The organism is Streptomyces sp. NPDC096012 (assembly GCF_040426375.1).
GTDB lineage: Bacteria > Actinomycetota > Actinomycetes > Streptomycetales > Streptomycetaceae > Streptomyces.
Window position 1 is genome coordinate 24,788 of record NZ_JBEOTD010000012.1, and the last position, 23,534, is coordinate 48,321.

Below are 23,534 nucleotides of genomic sequence, written 5' to 3' on the forward strand. Positions count from 1 at the left end.
AGCGGACATGCGGGGGATACTTCGGCGGCCCTGGGGGCGAGTGGAGCGCTCCCACCTCAGAACCGGACTGAGATGGAAGCTCAGCGCGGCGATCGCGCTGGTGGCCGGCCTGGTGGCGATCGCGCTCAGCCTGGTCGTGCACAACGCGGCCCGGGTCTCGATGCTGGACAACGCGCGCGACCTGGCCAACGAGCGGGTCCAGATCGCCCAGCGCAACTACGAGCAGAAGCGCGGGCCGAACTTTCCCAGCATCAAGGTCGACGATCCCGGGCTGCCGCCCGCGCTGCGGGAGAAGGTGGCGGAGGGCCGTCGGGTCAGTGACGTCACCGAACACGACGGGGTGCCGGACATCTGGGCGGCCGTGCCGGTCAAGGACGGGCACGTGCTGTCCCTGCACAGCCACCTGCCGGACCGCTCCGTCGACGTGATGAAGGACCTCGACCAGGCCCTCGTCATCGGCTCCGTCGCGGTCGTGCTGGGCGGCAGCGCGCTCGGGGTGCTGATCGGCGGGCAGCTGTCCCGGCGGCTGCGCAAGGCGGCGGCCGCCGCGAACCAGGTCGCCAAGGGCGAGACCGAGGTCCGGGTGCGGGCGGCCATCGGCGGTGTCGTACGGGACGAGACCGACGACCTCGCGCGCGCGGTGGACGCCATGGCGGACGCGCTGCGACTGCGGCTGGAGGCCGAGCGGCGGGTGACCGCCGACATCGCGCACGAGCTGCGCACCCCGGTGACGGGGCTGCTGACGGCCGCCGAGCTGCTGCCGCCCGGCCGGCCGACCGAGTTGGTCCTGGACCGGGCCAAGGCGATGCGCACCCTGGTCGAGGACGTCCTGGAGGTGGCCCGGCTGGACAGCGCCTCGGAGCGGGCCGAGCTGCAGGACATCCTGCTCGGCGAGTTCGTCGCCCGCCGCGTCGCCGCCAAGGATCCGGCCGTCACCGTGCGGGTGGTGCACGAGTCGGAGGTCACCACCGATCCCCGGCGGCTGGAGCGGGTGCTGTTCAACCTGCTCGCCAACGCGGCACGGCACGGCCAGCCGCCGATCGAGGTGACCGTCGAGGGGCGGGTCATCCGGGTCCGCGACCACGGCCCGGGATTTCCGGAGGAGCTGCTCGCCGAGGGTCCGAGCCGGTTCCGCACCGGCAGCATGGACCGCGCCGGGCAGGGCCACGGCCTCGGCCTGACCATCGCGGCCGGCCAGGCCCGGGTGCTGGGCGCCCGCCTCACGTTCCGGAACGTGCGGCCCGCGGGAGCCCCCGCCCACGTGCCCGCGGAGGGCGCCGTGGCCGTCCTGTGGCTCCCCGAACACGCCCCGACGAACACGGGGAGCTATCAGACGCTGCCCCTGCCCGGCGGCACCACCTGAGCCCGCCCGGCGCCGCCGGCTGAACCCTTCCGAGGGCACCGACCGGGCCACGGCCCGGTCCGGCCGGCGGTACCGACCGACCCGGCACACCTGTGCGGCGACCGGTGCCGGCGAAAGCACGCGGAAAGGCCGAAGGCCCCGGCGACGAGACACGCGCCGGGGCCTTCGGCCTTCGGGATCGAAGACGCAGGGCCGCAGGGCCCCAGGGGCTCAGGAGGGGCCAAGGGGCTCAAGGCCTCAGGGCGGGGCCTCAGGGGCTCGGAGACACTCGGGGACCCAGGAACCCAGGAACCCAGGAACCCAGGAACCCAGGAACCCAGGAACCCAGGAACCCGGGGACCCCGGGGTCCCCTGGGGGGACCCAGGGACCCCGGGGAAGCTCAGACCGCTTCGACCAGGGGCACCGGCGCGGCGTCCGCGCCGTCTCCGGCGGCCTTCTGCGGTCCGCCCTTCAACGGCACCTCCTTGACGAACAGCGCCGCGATCAGCACCAGCACCGCGATCGCCGCGCCCAGCAGGAACGCCGAGTGGACACCGGCGGTCACCGCGTGCTGGTACGCCTCGCGCGCCACGGCCGGCAGCTTCTCCAGGCTCTTCGCGTCCAGCTGCGCCGAGTGCTGGGTCATGCTCCTGCCGACGGTGCCGGCCCGCTCGGCCATGACGTCCTGGACCCGGTGGTTGAACAGCGCGCCCATGATGGCCACGCCGAAGGAAGAACCGAGCGTACGGAACAGGGTGGTGGAGGAGGACGCGACGCCCATGTCCCTCATCTGCACGCTGTTCTGCGCGACCAGCATGGTGATCTGCATCAGGCAGCCCATGCCCAGGCCCAGCACGGCCATGTAGAGGCCGGAGGTCAGCCGGGTGGTCTCGGTGTCCATCCGGGAGAGCAGGTACAGGCCGGCGATCATCAGCGCACCGCCGAGGACCGGGAAGACCTTGTAGCGGCCGCTGTTGGTGGTGACCCGGCCGGCGACCATCGAGGTGACGAGCATCGCGCCGAGCATCGGCAGGAGCAGCAGACCGGAGTTGGTCGCGGAGGCACCCTGCACCGCCTGCTGGTACAGCGGCAGGAACAGCGTGGCACCGAACATCACGAAGCCGGTGATGAAGCCGATGACCGACATCAGGGTGAAGTTGCGGCTCCTGAATATGTGCAGCGGCAGCACCGGCTCGGCGGCCTTCGTCTGCCAGAACACGAACCCGATCAGCGCGGCCACACCGATGCCGATCAGCTCCATGATCCGCGCGGAGGTCCAGGCGTACTCGGTGCCGCCCCAGGTGGTGACCAGCACGATGGAGGTGATGCCGACGGTCAGCAGGACGACGCCGAGGTAGTCGATGCCCGCCTTGGCCCGCTTCCTCGGCAGGTGCAGCACGGCGGTGACCAGCGCGAGGGCGAGCGCGCCCAGCGGCAGGTTGATGTAGAAGGCCCAGCGCCAGCCCCAGTTGTCGGTGATGGTGCCGCCGACCAGCGGGCCGCCGATCATCGCCAGCGCCATGACGCCGGCCATCATGCCCTGGTACTTGCCCCGCTCCCGCGGCGGTATGAGGTCCCCGATGATCGCCATGACCCCGACCATCAGACCGCCCGCGCCGAGACCCTGCACGGCCCGGAACCCGATCAGCTGCCCCATGTCCTGGGCCATGCCGCTCAGCGCGGAGCCGACCAGGAAGATCACGATGGAGCTGAGGAAGGCGCCCTTGCGCCCGAACATGTCACCGAGCTTGCCCCAGACGGGGGTGGAGGCCGCGGTGGCCAGGGTGTAGCCCGTGACGACCCAGGAAAGGTGCTCCAGGCCGCCCAGTTCGCCCACGATCGTCGGCATCGCCGTACCCACGATCATGTTGTCCAGCATCGCGAGCATCATCGCGATCATGAGAGCGAGCAGGACCACCCGCACGCTCCTGGGCCGCTTGCCGTCCGTGACGCTTTCGACCGTGTCCGCCATCGTCTTCCCGTTTCCCCCAGCGACGACTACTTACTTGTCGCCCGGCTAGTTGACTACACTGGGAAAGGTAGCCCCGTCACTAGCCGGGCGTCAAGTAAGTTTCCGCGGTGGCGGGAGGAGTACGAGGATGGGCGGCACCATGGACGGCACCAAGCACCAGCGCCGCGGCAACACCCGCCAGCGCATCCAGGACGTGGCCCTCGAACTGTTCGCGGAGCAGGGGTACGAGAAGACTTCTCTGCGCGAGATCGCCGAGCGTCTCGACGTCACCAAGGCGGCCCTGTACTACCACTTCAAGACGAAGGAAGAGATCCTCGTCAGCCTCTTCGAGGACCTGACGAAACCGATCGAGGACCTGATCGAGTGGGGCCGGACCCAGCCGCACACCCTGGAGATCAAGCAGGAGATCCTGCGCCGCTACAGCGAGGCGCTGGCCGGCGCGGAACCGCTCTTCCGCTTCATGCAGGAGAACCAGGCGACCGTGCGCGAGCTGCGCATCGGCGACACCTTCAAGGACCGGCTGCGCGGCTTCCGGGACATCCTCATCGATCCCGAGGCGCCGCTGGTGGAGCAGGTCCGCTGCATCAGCGCGATGTTCACGCTGCACGCCGGGATGTTCGTGATGCAGGACCTGAACGACGACCTCGAGAAGCGGCGCGCGGCCGTTCTCGAGGTCGCCATGGACCTGGTCACGCAGGCGCACGAGCGCACCCACGGCACCGACTAGGTCAGACCTTCACGCCCTTGGCGCGCAGGAACGACACCGGGTCGATGGCGGAGCCGTAGTTCGGCGTCTTGCGGATCTCGAAGTGCAGGTGGGGACCCGTGGAGTTGCCGGTGGAGCCGGACAGGGCGATGTGCTGGCCGGTCTTGACGATCTGGCCGATCTTCACGTCGATCCGGGACAGGTGGGCGTACTGCGAGTAGGTGCCGTTCTCGTGCTGGACGACGATGGCGTTGCCGTACGCGGGGCCGTCACCGGCGCCGTTCGGGCCGGCCTTGACGACGGTGCCGCCGTGCGCGGCCATGACCTCGGTGCCGGTCGGGACAGCGAAGTCCTGACCGCTGTGCTTGGCGACCCAGTGGCTGCCGGCCTGCATGAAGCTGGCCGAGAGCGTGTACTTCTGCACCGGGTCGACCCAGGCGTTCGCAGACGGGGCGGCGGCGCTCGCGACCCCGGTTCCCACGACGGCCGTGACGCCGATTCCGGCAGCCAGGACGGCCACGCGGTTGCGGAGCGAGGACGTACGGGAAGAGCGGGACGTGATGCGCTGGAACATCTGAACCTCGTGTGCTCGGAGACAGAGAGACCACCCGGCGCACAGACGTTCGCCGCAGCGGCTCATCCTTGGTAACCGAACACCCCAGTTCCGCCCAAACCGCCCATCTACGGCATCACGTAGTAGACGGCCGCCACATCGGCCCCCTTCTTGACGGCTCGCACACCACTGGGCACCAGGCCTGACGACGTCGTCTTTTGTCGCAAGTCTTTAGGTCGAAACTTTCCAATATGTCCGTTTTGCTATAGCGGCAGATACCACTATCTCGCCTAGTACCGGACATTTCGCCTGTGTGGCTTGTCACCACGGACCCCGCCCGGTGCCCCCGGAAATGTGACGCAGGCCCCTAGCGACCTACCGTCCGGTAACCCTACGGTTCCCCTCGCGCCATCCTCACCAAAGATCATGCCCCTGACATTCAGGCACGTGTACACGGACGTGAGAGGACCCCCCACCGATGACCAGACGCCCCTGGGCGCGCCGCACAGCCGCGACCGCCGTCTCCGTGGCCGCCCTGGCCGCCGCGATGACCGCGCCGGCCGACGCGGCGACCACGAGCGGCTCCACCGGCTCCACGAGCGGCTCCACCGGCTCCACGAGCGGCTCCACCGGCTCCACCGGCGTCTCCAGGACCTCCGGCGCCGCCGCGCCGGTCGACTACGCCACCTGGCAGAAGGACTGCCGGCAGGTGATGGACCAGGCCCTGCCGTACCTGAAGGCCCGCATCGCCGCCGCCCGGCCCGGTGAGAAGCCCGCGGTCGTCTTCGACATCGACAACACGACCCTGGAGACCGACTTCGGCTTCAGCTACCCGCAGCCGGCCAACAGGCCCGTGCTGGACGTCGCCCGCTACGCCCAGCAGCACGGCGTCAGGCTCTTCTTCGTCACCGCCCGGCCGGGCATCGTCTACTGGCCCACCGAGTACAACCTCGAGCACGACGGCTACGACGTCTCCGGCCTCTACGTCCGTGGCCTGTTCGACCTGTTCAACGACGTAGCCGCCTACAAGACCGCCCAGCGGGCCGACATCGAGAACAAGGGCTACACGATCATCGCGAACATCGGCAACAACGCCACCGACCTGTCGGGCGGCCACGCCGAGAAGACGTTCAAGCTGCCGGACTACGACGGGCAGCTGTCCTAGCCGGGCGTTCTCCAGGCAGGCGGAAGGGGCCGGTGCTCGAAAGCACCGGCCCCTTCCGTGCCGGCCGTGACGCTCGGGGCGCCCGGCCGGCCGTGACGCCTAGGCGTCCTTGCTCAGGTTCGGCCCGGCACCGCCGGCCGCCTGCTCGATCGGCGGGACGTCCGGCAGCGCCGACTTCTCCTCACCCCGGAAGGTGAAGGTCTGGGCGTCGCCCTCGCCCTCGGTGTCCACGACCACGATGTGACCGGGGCGCAGCTCGCCGAAGAGGATCTTCTCCGAGAGGGTGTCCTCCACCTCGCGCTGGATCGTGCGACGCAGCGGACGCGCGCCCAGCACCGGGTCGTAGCCCTTCTTGGACAGCAGCTCCTTGGCGGACTGGGACAGCTCGATGCCCATGTCCCGGTCCTTCAGGCGCTCGTCCACCTTGCCGACCATCAGGTCGACGATCCGCAGGATGTCCGCCTGGGTCAGCTGCGGGAAGACGACCACGTCGTCGACGCGGTTGAGGAACTCGGGACGGAAGTGCTGCTTCAGCTCGTCCGACACCTTGTTCTTCATGCGCTCGTAGTTGGTCTTCGTGTCACCCGCGGCGGCGAAGCCGAGGTTGAAGCCCTTGGAGATGTCCCGGGTGCCGAGGTTGGTCGTCATGATGATGACCGTGTTCTTGAAGTCCACGACCCGGCCCTGGGAGTCGGTCAGGCGACCGTCCTCCAGGATCTGCAGCAGCGAGTTGAAGATGTCCGGGTGGGCCTTCTCGACCTCGTCGAAGAGGACGACCGAGAACGGCTTGCGGCGGACCTTCTCGGTCAGCTGACCGCCCTCCTCGTAGCCCACGTAACCGGGGGGCGAACCGAAGAGACGCGAGACCGTGTGCTTCTCGCTGAACTCCGACATGTCGAGGGAGATCAGCGCGTCCTCGTCACCGAAGAGGAACTCGGCGAGCGCCTTGGACAGCTCGGTCTTACCGACACCGGAGGGGCCGGCGAAGATGAACGAGCCACCCGGACGCTTCGGGTCCTTCAGACCGGCGCGCGTACGGCGGATCGCCTTGGACAGCGCCTTGACGGCGTCGACCTGGCCGATGACCCGCTTGTGCAGCTCCTCCTCCATGCGGAGCAGGCGGCTGGACTCCTCCTCGGTCAGCTTGAAGACCGGGATGCCGGTGGCCGTGGCGAGGACCTCGGCGATCAGCTCGCCGTCGACCTCGGCGACGACGTCCATGTCGCCGGCCTTCCACTCCTTCTCCCGCTTGGCCTTGGCGGCCAGGAGCTGCTTCTCCTTGTCGCGGAGGGAGGCGGCCTTCTCGAAGTCCTGCGAGTCGATCGCGGACTCCTTGTCCCGGCGGACGCCGGCGATCTTCTCGTCGAACTCGCGCAGGTCCGGCGGCGCGGTCATCCGGCGGATGCGCATCCGGGAACCGGCCTCGTCGATCAGGTCGATCGCCTTGTCCGGCAGGAAGCGGTCCGAGATGTACCGGTCGGCCAGGGTGGCGGCCTGGACCAGTGCCTCGTCCGTGATGGAGACGCGGTGGTGCGCCTCGTACCGGTCGCGCAGGCCCTTGAGGATCTCGATCGTGTGCGGCAGGGACGGCTCGGCGACCTGGATGGGCTGGAAGCGGCGCTCGAGGGCCGCGTCCTTCTCCAGGTGCTTGCGGTACTCGTCCAGCGTGGTCGCACCGATGGTCTGCAGCTCACCGCGGGCCAGCATCGGCTTCAGGATGGAGGCCGCGTCGATGGCGCCCTCGGCGGCACCCGCACCGACCAGCGTGTGCAGCTCGTCGATGAACAGGATGATGTCGCCGCGGGTGCGGATCTCCTTGAGCACCTTCTTCAGGCGCTCCTCGAAGTCACCGCGGTAGCGGGAGCCGGCGACCAGCGCGCCGAGGTCGAGGGTGTAGAGGTGCTTGTCCTTGAGGGTCTCGGGCACCTCGCCCTTGACGATGGCCTGGGCGAGGCCCTCGACGACGGCGGTCTTGCCGACGCCGGGCTCACCGATCAGCACCGGGTTGTTCTTGGTACGGCGGGACAGCACCTGCATGACCCGCTCGATCTCCTTCTCGCGCCCGATGACCGGGTCGAGCTTGGACTCACGAGCGGCCTGGGTGAGGTTCCGGCCGAACTGGTCCAGGACGAGAGAGGTCGAGGGCGTGCCCTCGGCCGGGCCGCCCGCGGTGGCGGTCTCCTTGCCCTGGTAACCGGAGAGCAGCTGGATGACCTGCTGGCGCACCCGGTTGAGATCGGCACCCAGCTTGACCAGGACCTGGGCGGCGACGCCCTCGCCCTCACGGATCAGGCCGAGCAGGATGTGTTCCGTGCCGATGTAGTTGTGGCCCAGCTGAAGGGCCTCGCGGAGCGACAGCTCCAGGACCTTCTTGGCACGGGGGGTGAAGGGGATGTGGCCGGACGGGGCCTGCTGGCCCTGGCCGATGATCTCCTCCACCTGCTGGCGGACCGCCTCAAGCGAAATGCCGAGGCTCTCCAGGGCCTTAGCGGCGACACCTTCGCCCTCATGGATGAGACCCAGGAGGATGTGCTCGGTGCCGATGTAGTTGTGGTTGAGCATCCGGGCTTCTTCCTGAGCCAGGACGACAACCCGCCGCGCGCGGTCGGTGAACCTCTCGAACATCGTTAATCGCTCCTCAGAGCGGTCAGGCAGTGGGGGGAACTTCCCCTCCCTGTCCTTCCGCAGCTTAGTCCCGCAAGCGGGGACCGCTCATTCCAACTGCCGACACCGTCGATGGCCTCCTGACCCCGAACGCCGACATATGCTCCAACCCGATGGTGCGAGACGATGTTCCCGCAGGCCAGGCAGTTACCCCACTCGCCAGTACGCCCATGGCGAACGTGAGACGGCCCATTCTGCGTGTCGCCCCCTCCCACTAGGCATGTCTTACCCGCAGGGGGTGACACTCCATGCCGTCGGCGCCGGTTCCCTCCGCTATGGGCGAACAACCTTGCGCCTCCCCCACACCCCGCACGCCCCCCTTTTCCGCACCGTGTGCGTTCGGCGGACCACCCAGCGTAACTCTTCGGCTGTTTCGGTGGTTGCACTTGGCATGGCTGGCTCGGCCCACACGGCATCGGTCCCCCTTCCCCGCAGACCCCTCGGTCCACCACCGGATCCGCCCCGCGTCCTTCCGCCGGATCCGCAGACGCGGACCCGGCACTGGTACGAGAACGATCTGGGCTGGGCGACCGTGCCCGGGCGGCCGCTGCGGCTGCTCACCGGGGTGCGGTTCGACGTCCTCGAGGTGCCGGCCGAGGCGGGCGCGAGCGCGCTCCGGCATCTCGTCCCGGACTCTCCGGTGGCCCTGCTGGGTGACCGGATGGCCCTGCTGGTGGCCGCCGGCAGCGCTGAGGAGCTGCCGGGACTGCTGGACTGGCTGGAGTGGAGCGCCGTCAGCCTCGACCTACGGGTCCTGGGGGCGGGCGACACCATGGCCGCACCGATGGCGCCGGCGGCACGGCCCGGTTCCGTACCGGGGGCCGCCGTGTGGCTGCGGCCCCCCGGTCGGGGGCGTGAGGTCGAGGCCTCGCTGCCGGCGCTGCCGGCCATGGGGGGCGAGCGAAGCGCCCCCGATCTCGTACGTCTCCTGGACACGGTCGCAGCGCGGTGTCACCGGGCCCGGTTGCGGCGCGTGTGCGCCCGACCACCTGGCGGCCGGCGGAGTCGGCCGTCGGAGTTTCCCGAGGAGACGGCGTTCTCCGAGACGTCGGCGTTCTCCGGGACGACCCGAAATCAGCCGTTGGCCTTCTCGTAGGCCTCGCGGATGGACGCGGGAACACGGCCGCGGTCATTGACCTCGTAACCGTTCTCCTTCGCCCAGGCGCGGATCGCCGCGGTGTCCTGGCTGCCGCCGGAAGCGGCGCGCGCCTTTCCACGACCGCCCGAGGCGCGACCCCCGGTACGGCGACCACCCTTGACATAGGGGTCGAGAAGGCCACGCAGCTTGTCCGCATTGGCCGTCGTGAGATCGATCTCGTACGTCTTCCCGTCCAGCGCGAACGTCACGGTCTCGTCCGCCTCGCCGCCGTCGAGGTCGTCGACAAGAAGGACCTGAACCTTCTGTGCCACCGGATTTCCTTTCATCGATAACGTGAGGGCCGGGGCGTGTGCGGCGACCGCCGTTTTGCCGCCCCTGTTATATGCAGTACTGCAGTACGTCGGAAAGCAAACCGCTTTTGCCGGAAAAACACAAACCCCTGGGAGAGCCCCAGCCGACCGCCTCGGGCCGAAAACATGCGCGTTTCGGACATAGGCCACCGAGGCAATGACGATCACAGATGCAGAAGCATCCGGCTGTTGCCCAGGGTGTTCGGTTTCACTCGTTCGAGACCGAGGAACTCGGCGACGCCCTCGTCATAGGAACGCAACAGCTCCGCGTACACATCGGTGTCGACCGGCGTCTCGCCGATCTCCACGAAGCCGTGCTTCCCGAAGAAGTCGACTTCGAAGGTCAGGCAGAAAACCCGGCGTACGCCGAGCCAGCGCGCGGTCTCCAGCAACTTCGCCAGCACCTGATGGCCGACGCCCGCACCCTTGAGGCCGGGCTTCACCGCCAGTGTGCGGACTTCCGCGAGGTCCTCCCACATGACGTGCAGCGCGCCGCAGCCGACCACCTCGGCGTTGTCGTCGCGTTCCGCGACCCAGAACTCCTGGATGTCCTCGTAAAGCGTGACCGTGGCTTTGTCGAGCAGGATGCGGCCGCGCACGTAGGCGTCGAGGAGGTCGCGTACGGCAGGGACATCGCTGGTCCGGGCCCGCCGGACGGTGATGGCTTTTGCGGAGACTTCGGGACGCTCTGCTGACATGAGCGGACGCTATCGCCCGTCGCCGTCCTCCGCCGAGCCGGGGTTCTCCTCTTGCCGGGGTTCAGCGGCTCCCTGTTGCCGGGCCTGCTGTTGCCGGGCTTGCGGTTGCGCGGCCTCCGGCCGGCCTTCGGGTGCTTCCCGGGTTTCTTCCGGGCCCTGGACGATGCGTACGGCGTCCCTGAGGGCCTGCCGCTGTTCCTCGCTCATCATCCCGAAGAAGGCGACGAGAGCGGCGGCCGGGTTGTCGCTCTGCGACCAGGCGTCGTTCATGAGGGCGGCCGCGTACGCGGCCCGCGTGGAGACGGCCTCATATCGATAGGCCCGCCCTTCCGCCTCGCGGCGCACCCAGCCCTTCTGATGGAGATTGTCCAAAACGGTCATCACGGTGGTGTACGCGATCGAGCGTTCCTGCTGCAGGTCTTCCAGGACTTCTCGAACGGTCACCGGGCGGTTCCACTTCCACACCCGCGTCATGACCGCGTCTTCGAGTTCTCCCAATGGGCGAGGCACAGTTCAGAACAATAGTGGGAGAACCAGCCGATGACGCGCCGGACGTGCGCTAAGCACACGAATGACACGAACACGAACAAAAAGGGGCGTACGGCTCGGAAGGTGCCGGACGCCCGTGCGGGGCCGCCCCGTGGGGCCGGCCCGCCGGCTCAGGCCTGGCCGGGGCCGGGGGACCGGCGCGCACCCTCCGCGCGGGCGAGGGCGGCGTCGACGGCCGCGTCCTCCTTGGCCTTGGCGGCCCCGCCCTGGGTCGTCACGATGACCCTGACCACACCGATGAAGAACGCGGCCATGACGATCGGGGGCACGAGCGCGGAGACGTAGTCCATGCCCTCAGAGTAGCCGCGGCGGAACGGGCGAAAGGGGCGGGGTGCGCGAACCGCGCGTCGCGCGCGGTGCGGTGCCCGCGGCCGGCCCCGGGGGGGCGATCCCGGTCGCGGGCCGGGCGTCTCAGCCGGCGGCCAGTTGGCGGGTCTCCGTCGAACCCGCCGGCGGCGCCGGCTTGCGGCGCGGGAAGACCTCGCCCGGCGTGGGGATCGGGCGCTTCGGCGCCGCCGGTTCCCCGGCGGGCCGTTCCGCGGGCGCCGGCTTCGGGGCCGGCTTCTGCGGGGGCTTCTCCGGCTCCTCGGCCTGCGGGCCGCCGGAATTCTCCGTGCGGACCTTCGGGAGCCCGGGCTCCCCCGCGCGCACCTGCGGGAGGGCGGGTCCCGCCGCCCGGACCTGCGGGGCGGCGGACTCCCCGCCGCCGCCCGGCAAGGCCTGCAGGCGGGTGCGGGAGGGCGGTACGGCCGGGGCCGGGATCCTGCGTGAGCCCTGCGCGAACCGGGCCCGTACGTCCTGCTCGGCCAGTTCCCGGCAGCGGTCCAGGAGGGCGGCCGCGGCGGGATCGCCGGCCAGCCCCCGGAGTGCGGCGAGGTCGTCCGGCGTCGGCCGGTGCCCCGCGCCCAGCGCCTCCTCCAGCAGGCCCAGGTAGCCCGTGGCGGCTCCCGGAAGGGCGGCGCGGTACCGCCCGAGGTCGGCCACCAGGAAGGCGCGCAGTCTGGCGCCCTCGCACAGCGCCTCGTCGAGCGACTCGGCGAGCCGGAAGCAGTCCTGGACGTCCTCGGCGGACGCTTGGCCGGGCTGAAGGGCGAGGGCGAGGGCGCGGCGGAGCACACGCAGCTCCTCCGCACCGAACGCCATGCCGCCGCGGGATCCGTATGGCGTGGGCATGCAGCGACGGTACCGCTAATCGGACAAATAGGGACGGAGTGGACTCTTGTTTCGGCGCGTGTCGTTCCCGGTTTCCCTCGACCGGGGTCACCCGGAGGCTCGTACCGAGCCGCGGCGGCCATGCGGGAAGGACCGGCCTCCACCCCGAGCGGAAGGACCGGCCTCCACACCGAGCCGGCGGCGGCCGTACGACCCTGAGGGAGGACGCTCTCGTCCCGAGCCGCAGTCGCTGCGGCCCTGGGCCGGTTCCCTGGCGGGCGAGAGCCCTGAGGGCCGCGAGAGCCCTGAGGGCCCCGGGCGAGAGCCCTGAGGGCCCCGGGCGAGAGCCCTGAGGGCCCCGGGCGGGAGCCCTGCGGGCCGGGCCGGGGCCCGTCCAGCGCGGCGGCGCCGCGTTCACCGCCCCGGCGCCGCGTTCACCGCCCCGGCGCCCCGCGGACACGTCGGGGGGCCGGCCGGATCACAGGCGTGACACGTTCCGCTCGTACACCAGGCGCAGCCCGATCAGTGTCAGCCAGGGCTGGTGCTCGTCGATCACCGCGGACTCGCCCAGCACCACCGGCGCGAGGCCGCCCGTGGCGATCACGGTGACGTCGTCCGGGTCGTCGGCCAGTTCCCGGGCCATCCGGCCCACCACTCCGTCGACCTGACCGGCGAAGCCGTACACGACGCCCGACTGCATGGCCTCGACCGTGTTCTTGCCGATCACGTTCCTGGGCCGGGCCACCTCGATCTTCCGCAGCTGCGCGGCCCTGATCCCGAGGGCCTCCACCGAGATCTCGATCCCGGGGGCGATGACCCCGCCGACGTACTCCCCGCGCGCGGAGACCGCGTCGAAGGTGGTCGCCGTGCCGAAGTCCACGACGATCGCCGGACCGCCGTACAGCTCGTTCGCCGCGACCGCGTTGATGATGCGGTCGGCGCCGACCTCCTTGGGGTTGTCGAACTGGATCGGCACGCCCGTCTTCACGCCCGGCTCCACCAGCACCGCGGGCACGTCGCCGTAGTAGCGCCGGGTGACCTCACGCAGCTCGTGCAGGACCGAGGGCACGGTCGCGCAGATCGCGATGCCGTCGATGCCGTCGCCCAGCTCCTCGCCGAGCAGCGGGTGCATGCCCATCAGGCCGTGCAGCAGGACCGCCAGCTCGTCCGCCGTGCGGCGCGAGTCCGTCGAGATGCGCCAGTGCTCGACGATGTCCTCGCCGTCGAACAGGCCGAGGACGGTGTGCGTGTTGCCGACGTCGATCGTGAGCAGCATGGCCGTTACTCCGCCTCGCGCAGGTCCAGGCCGATGTCCAGGATCGGCGAGGAGTGGGTGAGCGCGCCGACGGCCAGGAAGTCCACGCCGGTGTCGGCGTACGCGCGCGCGTTGGCCAGGGTCAGCCGGCCGGAGGCCTCCAGCAGGGCGCGGCCGCCGACGATGCCGACGGCCTCCGCGCACTCGCCGGGCGTGAAGTTGTCCAGCAGGATCAGGTCCGCGCCCGCCTCCACGACCTCGCGCAGCTGGTGCAGGGTGTCGACCTCGACCTCGATCGGCACCTCCGGGAACGCCTCCCGCACGGCCTTGAATGCCTGTGCGACACCGCCGGCGGCGACCACGTGGTTGTCCTTCACGAGGGCCGCGTCCGACAGCGACATGCGGTGGTTGACGCCACCGCCGGCGCGCACCGCGAACTTCTCCAGCGAGCGCAGGCCGGGGGTCGTCTTGCGGGTGTCGCGCACGCGCGTCCTGGTGCCCTCCAGAGCGTCCGCCCACGCGCGCGTGGCGGTGGCGATGCCGGACAGGCGGCACAGGAGGTTCAGGGCGCTGCGTTCGGCGGTCAGCAGGTCACGCGTGCGCGTGGTGACCGACAGCAGCTTCTGCCCGGCCTCGATCCGGTCGCCGTCCTCGACGTGCCGCTCGACCTCGAACTCGTCCGTGCAGACCACGGAGAACACGGCCTCGGCGACCCGGAGGCCGGCCACGACGCCCGCCTCGCGCGCGGTGAGGTCCCCGGTGGCCACCGCGTCCTCGGCGATGGTCGAGACGGTCGTCACGTCCACGCCGCCGGCCAGGTCCTCCTGGATGGCCACGTGGGCGATGTCCTCGACCTCGACGGGGTCGAGGCCGGCGGCGGCCAGCAGCTCGGCGAGCGCCGGGTCGAGCCCGCACTCCGCGTAGTCCGTGGTCGCGTCGTCCCCCTCGGCGCCACAGGCGCAGCCGTCGCCGCAGCCGCCGGTCGGGGCGAGGGGAAGGTCGTCGGTGCTCACGTCTGTCACTGCTCCTGGGGGCGCTGGGATGGCCGGGTAGGGGGGAAGTCTGCGGTGTCCGTGGTCCGTACGGCCAGCGAACGGTCCGGGTTGAGCCGTACGACGATGTGGCGCCGCCAGTCGGTGTCGTCGCGCTCGGCGTGGTCCTCCCGCCAGTGACAGCCGCGGGTCTCCTCGCGCAGCCGGGCGGCGGCGACCAGGACGCGCGCCACGCACAGCAGGTTGGTGGCCTCCCAGGTGTCGACACCTGGCTCGGCCGTCTTGCCGTTCTCGTCGAGCGCGTCGCGGGCCTCGCCGTGCAGCCGCTCGAGCTGGTCCGCGGCCCTGGCGAGGGACTCCTCGGAGCGCAGTACGCCCGCGCCGTCGGTCATGATCCGCTGGATGGCGAACCGGGACTCGGGCGCGAGCAGCGGGTGCGCGGGCTTCCCGGGGTCCGGGACGGGCGCGGGCACGCGCGCGTGCAGGCGCTCCTCCGTGTGGGCCCGGGCGATGTCGGCGGCGATGCGCTCGGCGTACACGAGGCCTTCGAGGAGGGAGTTGGAGGCGAGCCGGTTGGCGCCGTGCACGCCGGTGCAGGCGACCTCGCCGCACGCGTAGAGGCCGGGGACGGTCGTGCGGCCCCGGGCGTCGGTGCGGACGCCGCCGGAGGCGTAGTGGGCGGCGGGGGCGATCGGGATGGGCTCGGTGACCGGGTCGATGCCGTGGGCGCGGCAGGCGGCCAGGATGGTCGGGAAGCGCTGCTCCCACATCTGGGCGCCGAAGTGCCGGGCGTCGAGGAGCATGTGCTCGGCGTCCCGCTCCTGCATCCGCCGCATGATGCCCTTGGCGACGATGTCCCGGGGCGCCAGCTCGGCCAGTTCGTGCTGGCCCACCATGAAGCGCACGCCGTCGCCGTCGACCAGGTGGGCGCCCTCGCCGCGTACCGCCTCGGAGACCAGCGGCTGCTGTCCCTCGGCGTCCGCGCCGAGGAACAGCACGGTCGGGTGGAACTGCACGAACTCCAGGTCGCTGACCTCCGCGCCCGCGCGCAGTGCCAGCGCCACACCGTCGCCGGTCGACACGGACGGGTTGGTGGTCGCGGAGAACACCTGGCCCATGCCGCCGGTGGCGAGGACCACCGCGGGGGCGTGCACGGCGCCCACGCCGTCGTGCTGGCCCTCGCCCATCACGTGCAGGGTGACACCGGCCGTGCGGCCCTCGGCGTCGGTGAGCAGGTCGAGCACGAGCGCGTTCTCGACGGTGCGCAGCCCTCGCGCGCGCACCGCCTCGACGAGTGCGCGGGAGATCTCCGCGCCGGTCGCGTCGCCGCCCGCGTGTGCGATCCGGCGCCGGTGGTGGCCGCCCTCGCGGGTCAGTTCCAGCGCTCCTTCGGAGGACTCGTCGAAGTGGGCGCCGGTGTCGATGAGGCGCCGTACCGCGTCGGGGCCCTCGGTGACGAGGATCCGTACGGCCTCCTCGTCGCACAGGCCCGCCCCCGCCACGAGGGTGTCGTCCAGGTGCTGCTCGGGGGTGTCGCCCTCGCCGAGGGCGGCGGCGATGCCGCCCTGTGCCCAGCGCGTGGAGCCGTCGTCCAGGCGTGCCTTGGTGACCACGACCGTGGTGAGACCGGCGGCCTCGCAGCGCAGGGCCGCGGTCAGGCCGGCCACGCCGGAGCCGACGACGACCACGTCGGCGGCGACGGACCACCCGGGTGCCGGTGCGTGCAGTCGTATGCCTGTGCTGGTCATGCGGCGCCTCCGAGGGATCCGAAGAGGAGGGGGAGGTTGTCGATCAGCCGGGTCGCACCGATCCGGGCGGCGACGGCGAGGACGGCCTCGCCGGTGAAGTCGTCGCCGATCTCGCTGAAGTCGGAAGGGTCCACCAGGGCGAGGTAGTCCAGCTCCAGCGGCGGGTCGAAGTGGGCGGCCTCGTCCAGGGCCTGGCGGGCGGCGGCCCGGACGGCGGCCGGGCCGCCGGGCGCGGCCGTGGCCACCGCGTGCGCGTCGGCCGCGGCGCGGGACTCCCCGATGGCGCTCAGCGCCTCGGCACGCGCGTGCGTGGCGGGCACCTCGCGGGCCCGCGCGCGCAGCGCCTCCTGTGCGGCGTGCCGGTCCCGGCCCGCGAACAGCGCCCGGGACAGCGCGAGCGCGGTACGGCGCTCGTCGGGCGAGAGGTAGCGGTTGCGGCTGGACAGCGCGAGCCCGTCCTCCTCGCGCACGGTCGGCACGCCGACGATCTCCACGCCGAAGTTCAGGTCGCGCACCATGCGCCGGATCAGGGCCAGCTGCTGGGCGTCCTTCTGCCCGAACAGGGCCACGTCGGGGCGGGTCAGGTGCAGCATCTTGCCGACGACGGTGAGGACGCCGTCGAAGTGGCCGGGCCGGGAGGCGCCCTCCAGCCGCTCACCCATGGGTCCGGCGGTGATGCGCACCTGCGGTTCACCGCCGGGGTACACCTCGTCCACCGCGGGGGCGAACACGGCGTCCGCGCCCGCCTGCTCGGCGAGCTTCAGGTCGGCGTCGAGGGTGCGTGGGTAGCGGTCGAGGTCCTCGCCGGCCCCGAACTGCAGGGGGTTGACGAAGACCGTGACGACGACCTCGCCGCTCGGGCCGGCGATCTCGCGCGCGGTGCGGATCAGGGTGGCGTGGCCCTCGTGCAGCGCGCCCATGGTCATCACGACGGCCCGGCGGCCGTGGCGCACGCGTGCGTGCAGTTCCTCGGCGGTGCTCAGCAGGGCGGTGCTCATCGGTCGTTCCCCTCGGTGCCGTTGGTGCCGTTCGTACCGGTGCCGTCCGTGCCGCCGGGGCCGGCACTTCCGTCGGCGAGCACGCCGAGCAGGTCCTCGGCGAGTTCCGGCTTCAGCAGTCCGTGCGCGAGCGCCCGGTCGGCGGTCGCTCGGGCCATCGCCAGGTAGCCCGCCACGGTCTGCGGGGCGTGCCTGCGCAGCTCGGTGATGTGGGCGGCGACAGTGCCGGCGTCACCGCGCGCGACGGGCCCGGTGAGGGCGGCGTCACCGGAGCGCAGGGCGTTGTCCAGGGCGGCGCCGAGGAGCGGGCCGAGCATCCGGTCGGGGGCCGCCACGCCGGCCGTGCGCAGCAGGTCCATGGCCTGGGCGACCAGGGTGACCAGGTGGTTGGCGCCGAGCGCGAGAGCCGCGTGGTAAAGCGGGCGGTTCTCCTCGCTGATCCACTCCGGCTCGCCGCCCATCTCGATGACGAGGGCCTCGGCGGCCAGGCGCAGTTCCCCGGGCGCGGTGACGCCGAAGGAGCAGCCGGCGAGGCGCTGCACGTCCACCGGGGTGCCGGTGAAGGTCATCGCCGGGTGCAGGGCCAGCGGCAGTGCGCCCGCGCGCAGGGCGGGGTCGAGGACCTTCGTGCCGTACCGGCCGGAGGTGTGCACCAGCAGTTGCCCCGGCCGGACGGCGCCGGTCTCGGCGAGCCCGGCGACCAGGCCCGGCAGGGCGTCGTCGGGGACGGTGAGCAGCACGAGGTCGGCGCGCTGCAGCACTTCCGCGGGCGATACCAGCGGTACGTCCGGGAGCATCGTCTCGGCCCGCCTGCGGGAGGCGTCGGAGACTCCGGAGACGGCGACCGGACGGTGTCCGGCGAGCTGCAGGGACGCGGCGAGCGCGGGTCCCACCCGTCCGGCGCCGACGACGCCGACGGTGAGCCGCGCGGGGCGGTCCTTGAGGTCTGGCTGGTGGACTGTACTCACGCTGCGGCGGCCTTCCCGTTCCAGTCCGCTCTGGGTACCGGACGATGTACCGAACGATTTCTCGTCATGTTAACGCTATCCGGTGGGGCGGGGACCGGTCGTCCACAGGCTGTGGGTTTCCCCACGCCCCGGCTCCGGGCCCGCGGGGGCGGGGCTCCCCCGTGCTCGGGTGCGGGTGCCGGCCGGGAAATCCCGGTGCCTTCCGCCGCCCGGCACGGCATGATCCGCGGCATGGACGACACGACAGGACACGGCACCGGGCAGGACGACGAGCGGGGCGGTGCGCAGGGCACCGGGCAGGCCGACGAGCGGGGCGGCGAGCAGGGCACCGGGCAGGCCGACGAGCGGGGCGGCGAGCAGGGCGCGGAGCGGCCGGCGCAGGAGCGGCTGCGCGAGCGGCGGGCGGCCGTCGGGCGAGGGGCGCGGCGCACGCTGTCCCGGAGGGGCTGGGGTGACACGATCCGCGAGCGCCTCGCGCTGCTGACGGAGGCCGGGCCCTCGGCATACGACCTGGACGAGGCGGGCGACGTCTACGGCAACCGGATCGTCGCCGCCCTGGAGGACCGCGTCGCGGCGCTGCTCGGCACGGAGGCGGCCGCGTTCTTCCCGACGGGCACGATGGCCCAGCAGGTGGCCCTGCGCTGCTGGGCGGGCCGCACGGGCGACCCGACCGTGGCCCTGCACGCACTGTCCCACCCGGTGCTGCACGAACGGGACGCCTTCAGCCGGGTCAGCGGCCTGCGCCCGGTCAGGGTGGGCGACGGGCCCCGGCTGCCCACGGCCGCCGAGATACGCGACTTCGAGGAGCCCTTCGGTGCGCTGGTGCTGGAACTGCCCCTCAGGGACGCCGGTTTCGTGCTGCCCACCTGGCAGGAGCTGACCGAGGTCGTCGAGGCGGCACGGGAGCGCGACGCGGTGGTGCACTTCGACGGCGCGCGCCTGTGGGAGTGCACGGAACACTTCGGGCGCCCGCTGGAGGAGATCGCGGGTCTGGCCGACAGCGTCTACGTGTCGTTCTACAAGTCCCTCCGCGGCTTCGGCGGCGCCGCCCTGGCCGGCCCGAAGACGCTGGTGGAGGAGGCGAAGAGCTGGCGGCACCGGTACGGCGGCATGATCTTCCAGCAGTTCCCGACCGCGCTGTCCGCGCTCATCGGCCTGGACCGTGAACTGCCGCGGCTGCCCGAGTACGTGCGGCACGCGCGCGTGGTGGCCGCCGCACTGCGGGAGGGCTTCACGGCGGCCGGGGTGCCCTGGGCGCGCGTCCACCCCGAGGAGCCGCACACCCACGAGTTCCAGGTCTGGCTGCCGTACGAGCCGGACGTGGTCGCCGAGGCGGCCGTGCGCCAGGGCGAGGAGACCTCGGTGCTGCTCTTCGCGACCCCCTGGGCCGGCGTCGGTCCCGGCGTCGCGATGACGGAGGTCACCGTCGGCCCCGAGGGCCTCGAGTGGACGGCCGACGACGTCCGCGCGGCCGTACGGGACTTCGCGGACCGCCTGCCGGACAGGCCCTAGCCGAGCGCGCGGGAGCGCAGCCGGCGCGCCGGCAGGTGCCGCAGCCGTCCCGCGCCGGCCGCTCGGCGAGGACCGCGCGCAGCGCCGGTGGCGGTGCGGCCCACGCATCGTCTCGACGTCGTGGCGGCCCGGCGCGGGCGGTTCCGGCTCGACAAGCTCCTCGTGGGCCGCACCGCCCCCGGCGAGGGCGGCCCGGTCCTCGTACCGAGCGGCCTCGGCCGCCCCACCTGATGGTCCGCCACGCGCCCCGTGCCGGAACCGCCCGCAGTCTCGGCTAGCCCTGCGCCGGGCCCGCGCCGGCTCCACGCGCCCCGCGCCCCGCGCCCCGCGCCCCGCGCCTGACCGTCCTGCCCCCAGCGTGTCCTGCCTGGACCGTTCGCCGCCCGACACGTGGTGTGCCGAGGCGCGCGCCTCGGCACGTCCCACCGCCTCAGCCGAGGCCGCCCGCGCGCACCAGGCCGGTCTCGTACGCCAGCACCACCACCTGGACCCGGTCGCGCAGCGAGAGCTTGGTCAGGATGCGGCCGACGTGGGTCTTCACGGTGGCCTCGCTCAGCACCAGCCGGGCCGCGATCTCGCCGTTGGACAGACCCTGCGCGACCAGCACCATCACCTCGCGCTCCCGGTCGGTGAGCCGGTCCAGCTCCTTGTGCTGGGACTCCTTGCCGGCGGAGGGCAGCATCGGCGCGAAACGGTCCAGCAGGCGCCGGGTGGTGGACGGCGCCACCACCGCGTCACCGCTGTGCACGGCACGGATGGCGGTCAGCAGTTCGCCCGGCGGCACGTCCTTGAGCATGAATCCGGACGCGCCCGCCTTGAGCCCCGAGAAGGCGTACTCGTCGAGATCGAAGGTGGTCAGGATGAGCACCTTCGGCGGGTCGGGCTCGGAGCAGATCCGCCGGGTGGCCTCCACGCCGTCCAGCTTGGGCATCCGGACGTCCATCAGGATGACGTCGACGGCGGTGGACCGCAGCGCCTGCAGGGCCTCGACACCGTCGCCCGCCTCCGCGACGACCTCCATGTCCGGCTGGGCGTCGAGCACCATCCGGAACCCGGTGCGCAGCAGCATCTGGTCGTCGACGAGCATCACGCGGATCGCCATCGGGTCTCTTTCATTCGGTTCATCCGGGTTCGGTCATGTTCGGTTCGGGTCGGTCGGATTCGTTCAGCGCGGGGCGCCCGGGCGGTGCCGGGCACGCCAGGGGACCTGCCAGGTGACGGCCGGGGCGCGTGCGGTCGTCAGTGCGCCGGTTTGAGCGGCAGCAGGGCGCTGATACGGAATCCTCCGCCCGGACGCGGACCGGCGTCCAGCGTGCCGCCGACCATGCCGACCCGCTCGCGCATGCCGATCAGGCCGTGCCCCTGGCCGTCGGCGCCGCCCTCCTCGTACAGCTCGTGCGGGGCGCCCTTGCCGTCGTCCTCGACGAGCAGACCGAGCCCGTCGTCGAAGTAGACCAGCCGTACGCTGGCGCCCGTGTTGGGCCCGCCGTGCTTGCGGGTGTTGGTGAGCGCCTCCTGCACGATCCGGTACGCGGTCAGCTCCACGCCGCTGGGCAGCGGGCGCGGGGTGCCCTCGACCTTGAAGTCGACGGGCAGACCGGAGCTGCGGCACTTCTCGACGAGGTCGTCGATCTGCTCGACGTCGGGCTGCGGGACGTACTCCCCGCCCTCCTGGGGCTCGCCGGTGCGCAGCACGCCCAGCAGGCGGCGCATCTCGGCGAGGGCCTGGCGGCCGGTGGAGGAGATCGTCTCCAGCGCCTTCTTGGCCTGGTCGGGTGCGGCGTCCAGGACGTAGGCGGCGCCGTCGGCCTGCACGACCATCACGGACACGTTGTGCGCGACGACGTCGTGCAGCTCGCGCGCGATGCGGGCCCGCTCGGCGGCCACCGCGACCTTCGACTGCGCCTCGCGCTCCTTCTCCAGGCGGGCGGCGCGCTCCTCGAGCTGGGCGAAGTAGGCACGCCGGGTGCGCATGGAGTCTCCGAGCACCCAGGCGAGGGCGAAGGGGACCGTCTGGAACACCGCTATCGCGCTCTGCCCGAGGAAGCTGCTGTGCTCGGCCGGCCAGCGGATCTGCGCGAGCGTCGCCGCGCCGAGGCTCACGGCGAGGGCGAGCCGGGAGGCCCAGCGCGCGCCGACCGCCGCGACCGTGTAGGTGATCACCAGCAGCGCGAAGTCGGCGACGTTCGTCTCGATGTCCAGGAGCAGCTGGGCCAGTCCGGTGGCGAAGGCGATCAGCAGCAGCGGTTCCGGGAACCGGCGGCGCAGCGCGACGACGACGCACAGGACGGCGGACACGGCCATGCCACCGGCGAGTGTCCCGTGGTGGCCGGGCGCCCCGTCGAGATTGACCACGCTCAGGCCGGACAGCCCGAACAGGACGACGGCCCAGAAGGTGTCGACCCAGGTCGGGTGGCGGCGGAGGAGGTCATAGAAGCGCGGCACGTAACCCAGCGTAGGGAAACCGGACACGTGCAGGGGTCAACCGGAGGGCCGATCCGCGCCCGGCGCACGTACTCCGCAAGGTGGAGGCGGTGATCACCTGTGTGCCTAGTCTGGTCCGGTGACGGATGAGACGACGGAGGGAACGCTCCGCGAGGAGCCCGGGCCGCGCGGGTGGCGCGCGGCGACCGAGGCGGCGCTGTACGGGCCCGGCGGCTTCTACCGTCGCCCGGAGGGCCCGGCCGGTCACTTCCGTACGTCCGTGCACGCGTCCCCGCTGTTCGCGCGGGCCGTGGCCCGGCTGCTGTGCCGGGTCGACGAGGCGCTGGGGCGGCCCGCGGTGCTGGACTTCGTCGACATGGGCGCCGGGCGGGGCGAGCTGGTCACGGGCGTGCTCGGCGCCCTGCCCGCCGACGTGGCCGCCCGCGCGCGGGTGTACGCCGTGGAGATCGCCGACCGTCCGGCCGGCCTGGACGCCCGGATCACCTGGCGGAACGAGCCCCCGGAGGCGGTCACCGGACTGCTGTTCGCCAACGAGTGGCTGGACAACGTGCCCGTGGACGTCGCCGAGGTGGACCCGGCGGGCGTGCCCCGGCTGGTGCTCGTCGCGGCGGACGGCTCCGAGCGGCTCGGGGACCGGGTGACCGGTCCGGACGCGGACTGGCTGGCGCGCTGGTGGCCGCTGCCGGCCGAGGAGGGGCTGCGGGCGGAGATCGGGCGGCCCCGGGACCTGGCCTGGGCGGCCGCCGTGGACCGGGTGGTGCGCGGGCTCGCGGTGGCCGTGGACTACGCGCACACCGCGGCCACGCGCCCCGCGTTCGGCACGCTCACCGGTTTCCGGGCGGGGCGCGAGACGGCACCGGTGCCGGACGGCTCGTGCGACATCACGGCACATGTGGCACTGGACGCCTGCGCCGCCGCGCGCACGGGCCACGCGCCCCCTGACCCGGCGGGCACGTCCTCCCGCGCGCCGCAGACCGTGCCGGGCGCCTCCACCGGCCCGGCGCACCGGTCCGTCGACGCGCCGGGCACGGACGCGGCGCGCACGTCCTGCGCGGCGGCGCGCACCTCCTCCAGCGCGCCCCCGAGTGAGCACCCGAACGCGCCTCAGGGCCTCGCTGAAGGGGCGCGGGCGCTCCCCGCCGCGCGCCTGCTCACTCAGCGCGCCGCCCTACGGGCCCTGGGGATCACCGGCGCACGCCCCCCGCTCGCGCTCGCCTCCACGGATCCCACCGCGTATGTGCGCGCCCTCGCGAGCGCCGGTGAGGCCGCCGAACTCACCGCGCCCGCCGGCCTCGGCGACTTCGGCTGGCTGCTCCAGCCCGTCGGTGTCGCCGACCCGCTCGGCTGAGCGGCGCCTACTTGGCG

General features: G+C 72.2%; 22 protein-coding genes. 7 read left to right on the plus strand and 15 right to left on the minus strand.

The features are described from left to right. Positions 1-7 precede the first annotated feature (7 nt). Positions 8-1,363: a two-component system sensor histidine kinase CseC gene (gene cseC / locus ABVB68_RS14585; protein WP_353601411.1), complete on the plus strand. Its 1,356-nt coding sequence runs from the start codon at positions 8-10 to the stop codon at positions 1,361-1,363. A 380-nt stretch (positions 1,364-1,743) separates the two neighbouring features. Here the strand turns inward: cseC and ABVB68_RS14590 are convergent, their stop codons facing one another. Continuing rightward, complete coding sequence (locus ABVB68_RS14590) at positions 1,744-3,315, minus strand: MDR family MFS transporter (RefSeq protein ID WP_353601412.1); 1,572 nt, start codon at positions 3,313-3,315, stop codon at positions 1,744-1,746. 127 nt (positions 3,316-3,442) lie between these two features. Between ABVB68_RS14590 and ABVB68_RS14595 the strand changes: the two genes are divergently transcribed. Next, a complete protein-coding gene (locus tag ABVB68_RS14595) occupies positions 3,443-4,042 on the plus strand; it encodes a TetR/AcrR family transcriptional regulator (protein WP_353601413.1) in 600 nt (199 codons plus the stop codon). A 1-nt stretch (position 4,043) separates the two neighbouring features. Here ABVB68_RS14595 and ABVB68_RS14600 read toward each other — a convergent pair whose 3' ends face one another. Next, positions 4,044-4,595 (minus strand): M23 family metallopeptidase, encoded by a 552-nt coding sequence (locus tag ABVB68_RS14600; RefSeq protein ID WP_353601415.1) that lies wholly within the window; start codon positions 4,593-4,595, stop codon positions 4,044-4,046. A 457-nt stretch (positions 4,596-5,052) separates the two neighbouring features. Here ABVB68_RS14600 and ABVB68_RS14605 point away from each other — a divergent pair, with 457 nt between their 5' ends. Next, complete coding sequence (locus ABVB68_RS14605) at positions 5,053-5,739, plus strand: HAD family acid phosphatase (protein WP_353601416.1); 687 nt, start codon at positions 5,053-5,055, stop codon at positions 5,737-5,739. A 99-nt stretch (positions 5,740-5,838) separates the two neighbouring features. Here the strand turns inward: ABVB68_RS14605 and ABVB68_RS14610 are convergent, their stop codons facing one another. Next, on the minus strand, positions 5,839-8,364 hold the full coding sequence (locus ABVB68_RS14610) for an ATP-dependent Clp protease ATP-binding subunit (RefSeq protein WP_353601417.1): 2,526 nt from the start codon (positions 8,362-8,364) through the stop codon (positions 5,839-5,841). Between the two features lie 430 nt (positions 8,365-8,794). Between ABVB68_RS14610 and ABVB68_RS14615 the strand changes: the two genes are divergently transcribed. Then, the gene (locus ABVB68_RS14615; protein WP_353601418.1) at positions 8,795-9,499 is read left to right on the plus strand and encodes an SCO3374 family protein; all 705 of its coding nucleotides are present in this window, start codon (positions 8,795-8,797) and stop codon (positions 9,497-9,499) included. On the opposite strand, the gene ABVB68_RS14620 is transcribed toward ABVB68_RS14615, so the two are convergent. The 10 genes from ABVB68_RS14620 to ABVB68_RS14665 all read right to left on the minus strand — a co-directional run bounded on the left by ABVB68_RS14620 (position 9,478) and on the right by ABVB68_RS14665 (position 18,212). Next, positions 9,478-9,813 carry a histone-like nucleoid-structuring protein Lsr2 gene (locus ABVB68_RS14620; protein WP_030872805.1) on the minus strand — a complete coding sequence of 112 codons (336 nt, stop codon included), beginning with the start codon at positions 9,811-9,813 and terminating at the stop codon, positions 9,478-9,480. The genes ABVB68_RS14615 and ABVB68_RS14620 overlap by 22 nt on opposite strands. 203 nt (positions 9,814-10,016) lie before the next feature. Beyond that, positions 10,017-10,550 carry an amino-acid N-acetyltransferase gene (locus ABVB68_RS14625; RefSeq protein WP_353601419.1) on the minus strand — a complete coding sequence of 178 codons (534 nt, stop codon included), beginning with the start codon at positions 10,548-10,550 and terminating at the stop codon, positions 10,017-10,019. Between the two features lie 9 nt (positions 10,551-10,559). Next, positions 10,560-11,024 (minus strand): BlaI/MecI/CopY family transcriptional regulator, encoded by a 465-nt coding sequence (locus ABVB68_RS14630; protein ID WP_503006118.1) that lies wholly within the window; start codon positions 11,022-11,024, stop codon positions 10,560-10,562. A gap of 185 nt (positions 11,025-11,209) precedes the next feature. Beyond that, positions 11,210-11,389, minus strand: coding sequence for a hypothetical protein (locus ABVB68_RS14635; RefSeq protein WP_353601421.1), 180 nt, complete (start codon positions 11,387-11,389; stop codon positions 11,210-11,212). Positions 11,390-11,510: 121 nt separating this feature from the next. Beyond that, positions 11,511-12,242 (minus strand): hypothetical protein, encoded by a 732-nt coding sequence (locus ABVB68_RS14640; protein ID WP_353601533.1) that lies wholly within the window; start codon positions 12,240-12,242, stop codon positions 11,511-11,513. A gap of 487 nt (positions 12,243-12,729) precedes the next feature. After that, complete coding sequence (locus ABVB68_RS14645) at positions 12,730-13,527, minus strand: type III pantothenate kinase (protein ID WP_353601422.1); 798 nt, start codon at positions 13,525-13,527, stop codon at positions 12,730-12,732. A 5-nt stretch (positions 13,528-13,532) separates the two neighbouring features. After that, positions 13,533-14,519, minus strand: coding sequence for a carboxylating nicotinate-nucleotide diphosphorylase (gene nadC / locus ABVB68_RS14650; protein ID WP_353601423.1), 987 nt, complete (start codon positions 14,517-14,519; stop codon positions 13,533-13,535). Positions 14,520-14,524: 5 nt separating this feature from the next. Further along, on the minus strand, positions 14,525-16,246 hold the full coding sequence (locus tag ABVB68_RS14655) for an L-aspartate oxidase (RefSeq protein WP_353601424.1): 1,722 nt from the start codon (positions 16,244-16,246) through the stop codon (positions 14,525-14,527). Next, entirely contained in the window at positions 16,243-17,244 is a 1,002-nt protein-coding gene (panC, locus tag ABVB68_RS14660; RefSeq protein WP_353601425.1) for a pantoate--beta-alanine ligase, read from the minus strand. Before panC ends, ABVB68_RS14655 begins: the two co-directional genes overlap by 4 nt. Continuing rightward, the gene (locus ABVB68_RS14665; protein WP_353601426.1) at positions 17,241-18,212 is read right to left on the minus strand and encodes a Rossmann-like and DUF2520 domain-containing protein; all 972 of its coding nucleotides are present in this window, start codon (positions 18,210-18,212) and stop codon (positions 17,241-17,243) included. Before ABVB68_RS14665 ends, panC begins: the two co-directional genes overlap by 4 nt. A gap of 231 nt (positions 18,213-18,443) precedes the next feature. Between ABVB68_RS14665 and ABVB68_RS14670 the strand changes: the two genes are divergently transcribed. Both ABVB68_RS14670 and ABVB68_RS14675 read left to right on the plus strand, forming a co-directional pair. Then, a complete protein-coding gene (locus ABVB68_RS14670) occupies positions 18,444-19,724 on the plus strand; it encodes a threonine aldolase family protein (RefSeq protein WP_353601427.1) in 1,281 nt (426 codons plus the stop codon). Between the two features lie 93 nt (positions 19,725-19,817). Beyond that, positions 19,818-19,955 (plus strand): hypothetical protein, encoded by a 138-nt coding sequence (locus ABVB68_RS14675; RefSeq protein WP_353601428.1) that lies wholly within the window; start codon positions 19,818-19,820, stop codon positions 19,953-19,955. A 199-nt stretch (positions 19,956-20,154) separates the two neighbouring features. On the opposite strand, the gene ABVB68_RS14680 is transcribed toward ABVB68_RS14675, so the two are convergent. Further along, positions 20,155-20,826 (minus strand): response regulator transcription factor, encoded by a 672-nt coding sequence (locus ABVB68_RS14680; RefSeq protein WP_353601429.1) that lies wholly within the window; start codon positions 20,824-20,826, stop codon positions 20,155-20,157. 137 nt (positions 20,827-20,963) lie between these two features. Then, entirely contained in the window at positions 20,964-22,169 is a 1,206-nt protein-coding gene (locus tag ABVB68_RS14685; protein WP_353601430.1) for a sensor histidine kinase, read from the minus strand. 118 nt (positions 22,170-22,287) lie between these two features. Between ABVB68_RS14685 and ABVB68_RS14690 the strand changes: the two genes are divergently transcribed. Next, the gene (locus ABVB68_RS14690; RefSeq protein WP_353601431.1) at positions 22,288-23,517 is read left to right on the plus strand and encodes an SAM-dependent methyltransferase; all 1,230 of its coding nucleotides are present in this window, start codon (positions 22,288-22,290) and stop codon (positions 23,515-23,517) included. Positions 23,518-23,534: the final 17 nt, after the last annotated feature.